We start from the raw sequence: 13,001 nt of genomic DNA, 5'->3' as shown, positions 1-13,001 counted from the left end.
GTTCGTCAGCAGCAACTTCGTTGTTTGTAATGGAAATCGACTGGCGGCACCCACTGTCCTGTCTATTTAGACGCATGACTGCATGGGCGGTTGTTCCGGACCCGGAAAAAAAATCCAGGACGACGGCTTTCGGCCAGTCCCTGACTGGTTCCGGGGGGAGGGCCTTGTGTGTTCATGATCCGGTTTGTCCTGTGTGTGCTTGCATCCCTTTTTCTTGCAGCCTGTCCGGGGGTTGCGCAGGTCACGCCCGAGGATGTTGTGAAATCCATCGAGCAGGAGCAGTTGCGCCGGCAGCAAAGGGACTGGGACTTCAACACCGAACCGGACAAACGGCCTGATATTCATCTGGAACGTCCCGGGGACGGACCGGATGACCGGGAAGAGGATCCGGGTCCCTGTTTTCCGGTATCCACAACCAGGTTTGAAGGAGCCGAAGACCTGGACCTGGTTCCCCCTGATGTCGACAGGTTGAACGGCACGTGCGTACGCCAGGGTGATCTGAGCCGCTATCTGGACAGCATGAACGCATTCTATGCCGGCAGGGGGTGGATCACGACCCGGGTCTATCTGCCCGAGCAGGATCTCTCCGGTGGTACGCTTCGTGTTCTTGTGATTCCCGGACGGATCGAGGACTTCGACTATGAAGGGGGGCAGGCGGCTGATTCCCGTATCCATTCTGCCTTTCCGTCAGGACAGGGGGATATTGTCAACCTGCGTGATATCGAACAGGCCCTTGAGAACTTCAACGCTCCGCCGACACAGTCCGGCACCTTCAAGCTGTACCCCGGAACCCGCCACGGGACCTCCATTGTCCGGATATCCCCGCAAAACAGGTTCCCGCTCGGGGGACGCCTGTCCCTGGACAATCTTGGCTACCGGAATACCGGTCGCTACAAGACCGGGGCAGACGTCCATTACGACAATCTCCTCAATCGCAACGACACGCTCCGGCTTGGCGTATCATCGACGACAAGGGGACTTTCAGGGGGCAAGACCTACGCCCGGGATGTACACGGCCGTTATCTGATCCCTTTCGGGAACTGGGGCCTGCACATCGGAGCCGGGTACAACACGTACAGGTTCACGCTTCCGGGCATCAACCAGCGCTTCCCCCTGCATGGGTATAATCACCGGCTGTCCGCAGACCTGCAGCGCCTTCTGTGGCGTGGTCAGGCAGCCAAGGTCTATGCGGTTGCCGGGGTCGGCCTGTCCCGTTCAAGGAATTATCTGGGTGACCATGAGGTCCTTGTCCAGCGTCGTTTTGCGACCAAGGCGAAGGTTGGCCTGAACGGACGGGCCCACTTTGGCGGAGGCTACCACAGTTGGTCCGTGAATGCGATCCGTGGCCTGGAGGCCCTGGGGGCACGAAGACCCCTGAACCCCGGGCTTGATCCGGAGCCGTTCCTGATTACGGGTACGTCGGCGGTGCATGCCCGGTTCATGGATGGTCTTCTGCGTCTGGATCATCAGATACGGGGCCAGTACTCACGCAGTGCCCTGTCGAGTTCCGACCGGTTTTCCCTGGGCGGTGGCTATTTCGGCATACGCGGGTTCCAGGAAAACAGCCTGTCAGGAAGCAAGGGTCTCTCGACCCGCAATGATCTGGCGATCCGGCTGCACCAGGACCCTGATACACAGGTTGCGTTCGTTCTCGGGCTGGACGGTGGCTCTGTCACCCTGAGCGCCGATGATCACCGGACCTATGGGCAATCGGTTCTGGTCGGGGCTTCGGCAGGCGTCCGGCTGTCTCTTTTCAGCCGGCTTCATCTTGACCTGACTGTTGCACGGGCCCTTGAGCGCCCGGCCTCTTTTACCGATCCTGGCACGGTGAAGTACGTGCAGATGGCGCTGTCGTTCTAGGGACAGGAGCCAGGGGGAAGCCATGCACACACTGATACGCGCCTTTCGTCTGTTCCAGAAAGCATCGGCCTTGCTTGCGGCCCTGTTTTACCCGCTCTCTCCTGTTCTGGTCCATGCCCAGCCGGTCACGAACACGGAACGTGCCTTTGACGACCAGTCAAAGAGCGGGATCCCGCTCTTCAACATCAACACGCCCAACAGCAGTGGCGTATCAAACAATCTGCACCATACGTTCGATGTCCCGTTGCGCGGAGCCATCGACAACAATTCGGCCATTGCCGCCTACTCAAAGCTTGAAGCGGGATTTATCGAGGGCAATCCCAACCTCACCCCCGGGCATGAGGCCGAGCTGATCATCCATCAGGTCATCGGCGGTACCCGCTCGCAGATGGACGGTCTGCTGGAAGTGGTCGGACCGACAGCCCGCGTCGTTGTGATCAACGAGGATGGCATCACCTGTAACAGCTGTGGCTTCATCAATACCAGCCGGGCAACTCTCTCGACCGGGGCGGCCATTTTCAATGACCAAGGTGAGCTGGAGCGCTTTGAGGTCCGCGGCGGCGATATCCTGTTCGACGGAACGGGTTTTGATGCCACCAAGGAAGATCAATCCATCGGTCAGATCGATCTTGTTGCCCGCACCATTGCCCTGCGTGAAAAAGCCAAGGTCAAGGGCCTCACGCTGAACGTTGTCATGGGGACGAACAGGGTTGATGCCAACAGCCTCGCGGCCGACCCGATAACCGTTGATACCCCGGCCCCGGACATCGCCCTCGATGTTGCCGCCCTGGGCGGAATGTATGCCAGGCAGATTTCCCTTGTTGCCACCGAGGACGGGGCCGGCGTCAACATGAACGGCGCGATGGCCTCGGCTTCCAGCCTGACGCTTGATGCAAAGGGGTATATCCGCCTTGGATCCGGGTCCAGCCTGTCCGCCGGCACGGACACCACCATCACAACAACAGCCCGGTTCGAGAACGCCGGTACCATAAAAAGTTCAGGCGGCATCTCTGTTGCAGCTCATACGGTTGACAACACGGGCACCATCGACGCGGGCGCATCGGTTTCGATCGGGGCTGTTGATACCATCAAGAACAGCGGGACGATCAAGTCCGGGCAGAAGACAACCCTGGCCGCCGGGCGGCTGGTCGAGAACAGGGGCGCTGTACTCTCTGACGGGGATAGTGTCATCGATGCGCCGCTTGTTCTCAACGATGGCGGAAAGATCATCGGCAAAAACACGGTCGATATCGGCCATGCGAAAGGAGAGGAGGGACGGTCCGAATCTGTCGTGAACAGGAATGGCACGATAGAGGCCGGAAAGACGCTTCCAAATATCAAGGCCAAGTCCATTGTCAACCAGGGGACAGCCCCGACCGTCAGGATCAAGGACACGGTCAGAAGGTTCATAGAACAGTCCGGCCCCGTAAATCCGGGCGAGGATATCCGCAATCGCCTGGTGTCAGCGGACATCCACGCGCCGGATGGTTCCGTTGACCCCGGAAAACGTGACGATTACCTGCTCCTTCTGGAGACCTTCTTTTCCGGCACGGTCTCGGGGGATACGCCGCTGGACCCCCGTATTGTCAGCCTGCTTCGCACGTCTGCCCTTGACAAGGACAATCCCGACAGGTCGAGCGCGGCGTGGGTGGCCTACTTCCAGAATCTGGGCGGAAAGGCTGTCGAGGCCGGGGTCCCCTCTCTCGTTGATTTCATGCGCGACCTGTTGGTTGAGGAGGCGCGCGTTACGCCGGTCGTTGCTGCAGACGACAGCACCGCAGAAGACAGCGTTGTTGATGAACCGGTTGTGGAGCAAGCCGACCCGTTCCCTGTCAAGGACGCCTACAGGACGCGGTATATTGCCCTCTGGGAGAAGCTTGCCAGCGGACAGGCGCTGGACGACACAACCCTGTCCGCGATTGACCCGAAATACATCAAGGACGGGGCCATCCTGCCCGAAGTCAGTGCGCTGTGGAAAGCGATCCGTGCCGGTTCCGGAGCGGGCTACGACATCCTGGTGACGATCACCGAGGATGCCCTCAACAATGATGGTGTGCTGGCCACGATCCGTTCCGGCGGCGGCCTGTCGCTGGATGCCGACAGTATCCGCAATGTTTACGGAGAAATCCGGGCCGGAGAGGACCTGAAGATCTCGGCCCGGACCGTAACCAATATTGCGTTCGGGGCCAGCCGTACCCGTCACGAGGTTCACAAACGCGCCTGCTACAGCTGTCACGAAGGCACCCTTGATTTCGTCGAGACCTTCGGGGGGGTGATTGAGGCCGGTGGCATACTGGATATCGGGGCGGAACAGGTCAACAACCTGACGATCGGCAGCCGCAGCGCCGCAGAGATGCTGGCAGAGATCAACAGCCAGACGGGTAAAGGTCATGTTGACGAGATTCACGATCGACAGGCCGCGACAACGCCCGGGCCGGGACGGGCCCGTCCCGGTCAGGAATACCGTGTCACCAGCACTCCGGGGGCAGAGACTTCCACATTGCTCACCCTGAGGACGGAGCTGGAGGAAATCCTGCGGATTGCCAAAAGCGATCTCCCCGTCGAGAAACCGGGTGACCTGAAAGCCTTCCTGTCATCGGCGTATCTTCTCGATCGCCTCAATTACGGCCCCATGGCCGCACAGCACGAGCCGGGCCTGTCTGAAATCCTGTCGCTGGATCGTACGGTATGGCCGGGCGGATCTGTCGTTGGTAGTGCCATTCCCGAGGAACGCCCAATCCAGGTTGGTGCAGACCGCTTCCTCAGCGAGAACCTTGTGCAGGCCCTGGCATCCCCGCCGGTACTGGAAAATGGAACCGTTCCGCTTTCTGCGGCCATGGCCTTCCTGAACCGCCGGAATGGTGCGCTGGTGGCCGGGAACACCACAACCATCACCGCCGGTGACATCAGGCAGCGCGGGGGCGGGCAGATCAAAAGCACGGGCGAGACAACCCTTGCGGCCAGAACCATTGATCTGGAACGTGGCGAGCTTGCCGCCGGCGGGGCGATGTCTGTATCCGGCCATGACACCGTCCGCCTTGCTGGCACTAGGGTCAAAGCCGATGGCAATCTTGCCGTCAAAAGCCAGGCCGGTCATGTCGCGATCGAAGGCCTGAAGGAAGAAACCCGTTTTACCCGGGCCTCCTATGCCGAGCGGCGTGTGCGCAACCCGGACTGTGCCGCAGGCAGGAGCGACTGTGACGCATACAGGACCGTCCGGACAAAGATTGGCGGGGGATCCGGAGCAGCGGTTACCCATCGTGGCAGTACGGTTGATGTGGGCGGCACCCTGACGGTTGAGGCCGGTGGTACGGTTTCCGTTCTGGGATCAAAAGTTGAGGCTGCCGGCAATACGACGCTGAAGGCCGGCGGTGATCTTGTTGTCGGTGCTACGCGCGATGAGCACACCTATGCCGGGACCATCGGCCGAAGCACGCACAGCGCGCACTCCCAACGCTCCCGGGGATCATCCGTTTCCACGGGCGGTACCCTGATGGCTGAAGCGGATGGCGCGGTTTCCGTTCTGGGGTCGAAGGTTGAGGCTGCCGGCAATGCGACGCTGAAAGCCGGTCGGGATCTTGTTGTCGGTGCTACGCGGGATGTGTCCAGCGATGCGGGCAGCAGCGGCAGAAGCACGCGGAGTGCGTATGCTGAGCGCCTTCAGGGATCATCGGTTTTGTCCGGTGGCGATGTCCGCCTGTCGGGTACGGATATCGGCATCGAGGCCTCGCGGGTTTCGGCCGACGGCAGGCTTGATGTGGTCGCCGGCAACGCCCTGTCTGTGGCAGCGGGTGCGCAGGCCTCGCGCCATGCGTCCAGTTCGACCTCGAAAGGCCGGGGTCTTTTCAGGAAGAAGAAGACCGAGCATGTCAACGAGAGCCGGCTGACCTATGAAAGCAGCGTCCTTTCGGGGGGACGCGCCGTATCGCTGGATGCCGGCGGTGACATGGAGATTGCCGGGTCCCGGATCCAGAGCGGCGGCAATATCGACATTACCGCCCTGGGCGAACTGCGTGTCACATCACTGCACGAACAGTATGTGCACGCGTACCGGGTCAAGAAATCCGGTGCCTTTGGTGGCTTCCTGGGGGGACGTGGCTTCCGTACGGAGCAGCATGCCTTTACCGGCATAAAAGGCTCTGATGTCAGCTCTGTTGCGGATCTGACGACGGAGTCCGGATCCGACACCACCATCCGCGCCAGTCGTGTTTCCGCCGGTGGCACCCTGACCCTGCGGGTCGGGAAGGGTCGCTTTGCGGCCCCGGATGCCAGGCTGCACCTTCTCTCGGACACGGAACGCGATGTCCTGTCGGTTTCGGAACACCGGGACGGTGGCCTGAAGTGGACGATGACAGAACGTGGCCACGAACGGGAGGTGGTCCGGCACGCCCTTCTGGAATCCGGCGGCGACTTTGTGGTCGAAAGCCCGGGCGGTATCGTGGTCGAATACCGTGCGACCGGCGACCTGGCAACCGACCTTGACCAGCTTTCACAGGCCCCGGGCCTTGGTTATCTGGCAACGCTCCGGACCCTGCCGGGGGTTGACTGGAAGGGCGTGGAAGAGACCTACCGCAGCTGGCATGACCAGAAAGGCGGCATAGGTGGCGGGGCCATGGTCCTGATTGCCCTTGCCACCGCTGTTCTCACTGCCGGGGCCACGGCCAGCCTGGCTGCCAATATCGTCGGTGTTGCCGAAGTGGCAGCCGGCACGTCGGTGTCGGCTGGCATGGCCACCATGTCGATGGCCGGTGCCACCTATGCCGGAACAGCGGCCCAGCTGACAGCCATGACCATGACAAATGCCGTCCTGGCCGGTGTTGCGGGGACGGTCTCGACCTCTGTTGCCAACGGCGCGGTGTCCGGTGACATGCAGGGCGCGCTGCGTTCCATTGTTTCCAGCAACACCCTGCGGTCCCTGGTGGTCAGTGCCCTGACGGCCGGCCTGACCCAGGGGGTCAGTGATGGCCTGGGGTTTGACGGCGGCATAACCAGAGCCGGCACCGAAGCCGGGTCAACAGCCAGTACCGGGGCCACCACCGCGACAACAACAGCCGGGGCGACGGCTGCAACCACCACCACGGCCGCAGCCGGGGCAGGCGTTGCCAGTTCGGCAGGGCATCTGGCCGGACTGGGGCAGACGGTGGCGCAGGCCGCAGTCAACACCGGTGTGCTGGCTGTTGTGGATATGGCCGTCAACGGAGAAGGTCTGGACACCGCGGCCCGTTCGGCGCTGGTGAACGGTGCGGTCAACGTTGTGTCGGGGCAGGTGTTCCAGGGCATCGGGGATCTGGGCGTTGAATTCGGGATCGGCGAAGGCGATGTGCGCAAGGTTCTGGTGCACGCGGCTGCCGGCTGCGGCATCGGGGCGGCAACCAGCGGGTCGTGCCTGGCCGGGGCGGTCGGGGCGGGCCTGCAGGAACTGGCCAGCCCGGTCCTTGACGGTCTGTCCGACAATGCCTGGATGAGGGTCCAGCTGGCCGGTCTGGCCGGCGCCGCCGCCACCATGCTGACCGGCGCCTCCGCCAAAGAGGTCCAAACCGCCGCCCGCATCGCCAGCCTCGCACGCGCCAACAACCGCGAACTGCACCCGGATCAGGCGCGTGTTCTGGCCGAGCTTGGTGAAGGGGCCAGCGAGGACGAGAAGGAACGTCTGGAAGATGCGGCGCTGTATCTGCGCCATGCGACCGCGGGGGTGCAGGATGACGACCCCGCCTACGCAACGCTTCAGGCGCGTGTTGACCGTGGCCGCGGGTATGTAAAGGAGCAGTCCCGCCTGCTGGCGACCGGCCTTTATGCGTATACGCGCGGGGACCGGGCCCTGGATCTTCTCACCGCCAACAACAGTGTGGTGGGCCAGGCCATCGGGGCCGGCAAGATGGCAGTGGGGGGTGCGGAAGTCCTTGGTGGTGTTGCGGCAGCAGCAGCGGGAACCCCCACAGTGGTCGGTGCCGGGGTGGGCAGTCTTGTCGTCTACGACGGCGTTGACACAGCCCGGAACAGCTTTCAGGAAACCCGGGCCAACTACCGGGCCCCGCTGGGCCAGGGGGTGCTGCAGTCGCTGAACCCGGACAACCCGGTATCCGTGCAGGACCAGGTGCTGCAGCAGCGTCTGGAGCAGGCCGGGCTGACCTCCGAGAACATGATCGTCGCCGGGGCTGTCGCCGTGGGGGGAGCCGCCGTCCGCGGGGCAGAAAAGGCCTTCGCCCCGGTCGCCCGCGCGATCGGAAGAACGGCCGACGACATTCTTGCCAGCGCCCCGGTCCAGGCAATGGGGAACAGCGCCCGCAAACTGGCCGGAGACATCGGCGAAAAAGCCGGCCATGCCCTCGACCGGGTGGCGGAAAAAGTGGGCCTGGGTGGCCTTAAGCCGGCCACGGCGGGCGGCGCCTTGACCCGCACCACACCGGACACCCCAGCCGCCAACGCCTTCCTCCGCGAAGGAACCAACACTCCAGCTACACCCGACGTCGCCGCAAAAGGGGTGGTGGACGAGGCAGGAAAGACAGCCTTTGACCGCAAGGCGATCACCAAAGGCTTCCAGGATCAGATTTTGGGTAACTATGGGCCTATGAATAAAGGTCCTCTGCCAGATAAAATTGCTGATACGTTCAGGTCTTCTACTTACAAAGAAATAATTTCCCAAAATCCTGTAAGTTTGTACCGCATATACGGTGGAGAGGCTCCCAAGCTAGGGGGATACTGGAGTAAGGTACGTCCCAAAGGCCCCCTGCAGGCAACAATTGATAGTGCAATAAAGCCTGAGTGGGGTAATGAAATGTCAGGAATTGTCGAAATAAAACTGCCGCCAGGAACCCGTTATTACGAAGGATATGCTGGAAAGCAGGGCAGCCTTGTGGGAGGTGGCAGTCAAGTTATACTTCCAAAAGAAACAGTTATTATGAAGGAATGGGTAAAAAATGATTGATGATGAGTGGGAGATCGTAGACCATTTCAAGGGTCCGGGAGAGTACAATAGATTTCTTAAATGGATACATATGCAAATAGCGAATGGAAATATGTTAGAGGTTGAAATTCAAGAGTATTACGCTGGTCCGTCCTTTGATGAAAAATGGTATGCATGCAAGGACTCTGGAAGAATATGGCGCTTGGTTGCGCCCCAAGCTCCGTTCGAAGGTTTCTGGGGACCCGTTGGAGAGTCCAGATAGGGGTTTGAGTAGCAACGGAGCAGAAAACCTACATAAGGATTTCAGGGCTCGTCAGGGTCAGTCTTCTGAGGATCGCGTAGCGGCCTAAGTTCGCCTCGGGCCACGAATTCCGGCAGAGAGAAGGCGTATCGGCCGAGCATATTGACGTGTTTTGAGCCAAGCGGCGACAGGCGTGCAACGTCTTCGGGTCGCACGTCGTGGCCTTCTGCCATGAGCTGATTCAGGGCGGCATCCATGTAGATCGTGTTCCAGAGCACGACGAGATTGACGACCAGGCCGAGCGCTCCGAGTTGATCTTCCTGCCCTTCACGGTAGCGTTGACGCAATTCCCCGCGCTTCCCGTGGAACAAGGCGCGAGCGAGCTGGTGTCGCCCTTCACCCCGGTTGAGTTGAACGAGAATACGCCGCCTATAGGCTTCGTCATCAATGAAGCGGAGAAGGTAGAGGGTTTTGATGAGGCGGCCGAGTTCCTGAAGGGCGCGGGCCAACCGTGTGGGCCGATCGTTGGTCTGGAGCGCTCGGGTAAGGTCTGCGGCCCGAACCACGCCGAGCTTGAGCGAGCCGGCAAGACGCAGCAAGTCGTCCCAGTGATCCAGGATCAGCTTCATGTTGATCTTGTTCGAGGCGAGATCGTTGAGAACGCCGTAATCAGCCTTGCCATCGACGCGCCAGAACCGCGCGCCGCCAACATCAGCGATACGGGGGCTGAACTGGTATCCGAGCAAGTAGAATATGCCAAAGATGGTATCGGTATATCCGGCTGTGTCGGTCATGATCTCGGTCGGCCGCAACTCGGTTTCCTGCTCGAGCACGACAGCGAGGAGATTGAGGCTATCGCGCAAGGTCCCCGGGACAGTTATGGCATTGAGACCGGTGAACTGGTCCGAGGCGAACTTAGGCCGCTACGCGATCCTCAGAAGACTGACCCTGACGAGCCCTGAAATCCTTATGTAGGTTTTCTGCTCCGTTGCTACTCAAACCCCAAGAACGGCCGACGACATTCTTGCCAGCGCCCCGGTCCAGGCAATGGGGAACAGCGCCCGCAAACTGGCCGGAGACATCGGCGAAAAAGCCGGCCATGCCCTCGACCGGGTGGCGGAAAAAGTGGGCCTGGGTGGCCTTAAGCCGGCCACGGCGGGCGGCGCCTTGACCCGCACCACACCGGACACCCCAGCCGCCAACGCCTTCCTCCGCGAAGGAACCAACACTCCAGCTACACCCGACGTCGCCGCAAAAGGGGTGGTGGACGAGGCAGGAAAGACCGGCCATGCCCTCGAAAAAGCAAACGCCCCACGCGGGGCAGCCAGAAATAACACGCTGACCGCTTCCCAAGGAGTGGAAATACCGGGGCTCTATTCCGGTGATTCTGTTAAGTACAGTTTCGAAAATAAGACGGAAATTGTGCAACGATGGATGTCAAATGCAGAGTTGGAGGCTACAAGAAAGACGGGTTTGTTGCGGGGAGGAAGAGAAGGTACGCACTATGTAACCAATTCTGCATCATCTAATGCTTTGCGAGCACGTCAGCGTTCTGCCTTGCCGCAAACACCAGAGGTTAGAGTTATTTTAGAAGTTCCTGCTGGTAAGTTTTCTGCTCCTTCCAAAGTTGAACCCGCATTCAATATGCCTGGCGGTGGAATGGAACGAACGGCTATTGGAGATATTCCGGTTAAAATTATCAAGGAAGAATGATAATGGAATGCATAATAGGTAGAGATATTATTATAAGTGGGAATGATTTTCATAATTACGATCAGATGTCATGTGTCATTGGATTTGATGTAATGTCTAATAAAATAGCAATGAGGCTATATAATAAAATATTATGCAATGGCATTGCATATTCACACGCTGTTGCTTCACCTAGGGGAATCAATAATATTATTTCTAGGTCAATAGATTGTAATAATTTTAGTTGTAATATTGTATGGGTTCCGATGGGAAAGTTTGACGCACAGGAACCAATGGGTTTGCATTGGTGGAGGGGCGGAGGGGCGGCAATTTCCGATCTGGCTTTTATGCCGAAGACATAACAATTACGTTGAAAAATGCCCGGCGTCTCCATCACCGATGGCAGACCATGCCAGAGGACAGGCCCTGCAACAGGAAGGGTCTGCCTACAAGGCCGAACAGGCAGCGCTGCTTGCCGCCGGGTTCAGTTTGCCCGCGACCACGCGGCTCCTTTTGTTGATCACCCCGATGAGTACATGGCCCCATCGGAAGGTTTCTTCGTAAAGCCACGCTAAGAAGGAGCCTTTAGCGAACATTTTCAGGTTCCCCAGTCTCTGGTGGGCTTGATGTTCAGTGATCTTGCAATTTTGCGCTCTGCGGCCCCGGTCCAGGAAAGTCTGGCTTCGATAGCACGGCGGACATAATCACTCATGTCTTCGCCAAGAGCTTCAGACGTCCCCAAATGGCATTTTGTCATGACAAAATGCGTATCCTGCCTCTGTTAGTTTTTTGAGCCTAAAACAGAAAAGACAGCCGAATCAATACGTTTCGCCTTTTCTGTTTTAGAGTTTCTGGGCTTGGGAGGGCACAAGAGGGAAAAAGAGGCCAAAAATTTGGGCACAGACCTTTTTCAGCCGGGAACAGCCTCTACAGACGCGGGAACAAGGTCACAAAAGCAGGGCACAAGGTTTTCTGGCTTCCTGTTTTTTTGCAATGGCCGGAGCGAACGCGCCCCATTACGCTGGAGAGCGGAGGCCATTGCAGGCCATACAATGGCCTCAAGCTTTCCGGGGAGAGGCAGGCCGCTTTGCAGGCACGCGCCGAGGTAGAGCTCCTGCTTGGCAGCGGGAAAATCACGCTGGAGAAGCCAACACGCGACAAGTACGGGCGTGTGGCGGCCATTTGTAATGGTGGACGGCCAGCCCGTTCATGCAGCGATGATACAGGCTGGCCTTGCCCGCCCCTACACAGGGGGGAAGCGTCGAGGCTGGTGCGCCCCTTAGCTTGATGGTAGGATCATGAAGGATTGGGGGCTGTTCCCGGTCGATGAAAGGTCTTTGGGGGGTTGTCCCGAGGACCTTTCATTTTTTGTGCCGGCGTGTTTGGCCGGACCATTTTCCTGACGCCACGAAAATGGTCCGGGCACCTTAGCGCGCGGACATAGCTCCAAGCCGGATCTTCATGGTTTCTTCTGACACGCCGAAAAGATCAGCCAAGGCAGCCGGATCAGTGACCCCTTTGTCTTGGTGAGCATATACCAGAGCCTCCGGCATAAGGAGATGTGCCGGTTGTGAAAGGTAGCTGATGGTATGCTTGTGTATGCTTGGCTGTCGCATATTCCCGCGTCCATGACGGGCCTGTGATAGACCCAATGCCCGAGTGCATGTGCTATGGTGAATCGTTTCCGCGTGTCAGAGTCCTCACTGTTTATCTTTATAACGTAATGCTCCCGCCGATTGCACTCGATCATGCCGTTGATATATGCGGGTAAGGTGTCTTCATGGAGGTCTATACCTAGGGCGTGGCACAGAAGGTGAACGTTAACGGGGGCCGTCTCTCGCGCCGCGTTGATGAAGGTGAATTTATCTATAAACTTCATCCAGGCATCTTTCTGTCGGCAAAAGTTATCCACAGGCCTGACTGCACAAGTGGGTGTTAAATAGGTGTTAAATAGGTGTTAAGGGCTTTTGCAAAGTCTTCAACTCATTGATTTAAAAGCGCTATTTAGCCTTCTTTACCCTTAATTGGTGGGTAAAACCCCGAATCTTGGTGGGTAAAACCCCGAATATTAGTCATGGTTTCTGAGTCTCCAAACCCACAACTCGCGCTGCTTCCTGAGCGTCACCCGCAGTATGACCTGTTCATCTGTGACGTGGCGGACGCTGTGCTCAAGGACATGATTTCTACCTAAGGGCACCGTATCTTCTCATATGGATTTTGTGTGGAAATACTGGCGCTGGACATGGTTCTCCTGTCATGGGACCGGGGCCCTTCCCTACTTGACGCGTACGGCAATTAGCCGTA

The 13,001-nt window shown here is 58.9% G+C and carries 7 protein-coding genes and 1 pseudogene; 4 read left to right on the top strand and 4 right to left on the bottom strand.

Annotated features, from left to right (window positions below):
• Positions 1-118: DNA methyltransferase (locus HEQ72_RS11770; RefSeq protein ID WP_209316246.1), on the bottom strand; the 118-nt coding region annotated here is incomplete at its 3' end.
• Positions 119-174: 56 nt separating this feature from the next.
• Here HEQ72_RS11770 and HEQ72_RS10935 point away from each other — a divergent pair.
• The 3 genes from HEQ72_RS10935 to HEQ72_RS10925 are packed head-to-tail and all read left to right on the top strand — an operon-like array spanning position 175 to position 9,026.
• Positions 175-1,860, top strand: coding sequence for a ShlB/FhaC/HecB family hemolysin secretion/activation protein (locus HEQ72_RS10935; RefSeq protein WP_168023393.1), 1,686 nt, complete (start codon positions 175-177; stop codon positions 1,858-1,860).
• Between the two features lie 22 nt (positions 1,861-1,882).
• Positions 1,883-8,785, top strand: a complete 6,903-nt coding sequence (locus HEQ72_RS10930) for a hemagglutinin repeat-containing protein (RefSeq protein WP_168023392.1) — start codon at positions 1,883-1,885, stop codon at positions 8,783-8,785.
• On the top strand, positions 8,778-9,026 hold the full coding sequence (locus tag HEQ72_RS10925; protein ID WP_168023391.1) for a hypothetical protein: 249 nt from the start codon (positions 8,778-8,780) through the stop codon (positions 9,024-9,026). Before HEQ72_RS10930 ends, HEQ72_RS10925 begins: the two co-directional genes overlap by 8 nt.
• Positions 9,027-9,067: 41 nt before the next feature.
• On the opposite strand, the pseudogene HEQ72_RS10920 reads toward HEQ72_RS10925, so the two are convergent.
• Positions 9,068-9,913, bottom strand: a pseudogene (locus HEQ72_RS10920) (Tn3 family transposase); the annotation flags it as partial.
• Positions 9,914-10,052: 139 nt separating this feature from the next.
• On the opposite strand from HEQ72_RS10920, the gene HEQ72_RS10915 reads away from it, so the two are divergent.
• A complete protein-coding gene (locus HEQ72_RS10915; RefSeq protein WP_168023390.1) occupies positions 10,053-10,718 on the top strand; it encodes a hypothetical protein in 666 nt (221 codons plus the stop codon).
• A 577-nt stretch (positions 10,719-11,295) separates the two neighbouring features.
• Here the strand turns inward: HEQ72_RS10915 and HEQ72_RS10910 are convergent.
• Together HEQ72_RS10910 and HEQ72_RS11830 are read right to left on the bottom strand one after the other, a co-directional pair.
• Positions 11,296-11,454: a hypothetical protein gene (locus HEQ72_RS10910; protein ID WP_168023389.1), complete on the bottom strand. Its 159-nt coding sequence runs from the start codon at positions 11,452-11,454 to the stop codon at positions 11,296-11,298.
• A gap of 702 nt (positions 11,455-12,156) precedes the next feature.
• Positions 12,157-12,576, bottom strand: a complete 420-nt coding sequence (locus tag HEQ72_RS11830) for an ImmA/IrrE family metallo-endopeptidase (RefSeq protein ID WP_168023388.1) — start codon at positions 12,574-12,576, stop codon at positions 12,157-12,159.
• Positions 12,577-13,001 lie beyond the last annotated feature (425 nt).

This window comes from Haematospirillum sp. 15-248 (assembly GCF_012102665.1).
Classification (GTDB): Bacteria; Pseudomonadota; Alphaproteobacteria; order Rhodospirillales; family Rhodospirillaceae; genus Haematospirillum.
The sequence above is the reverse complement of the archived record's forward strand: the minus strand, read 5'-3'. Positions and strand labels throughout refer to the sequence as shown.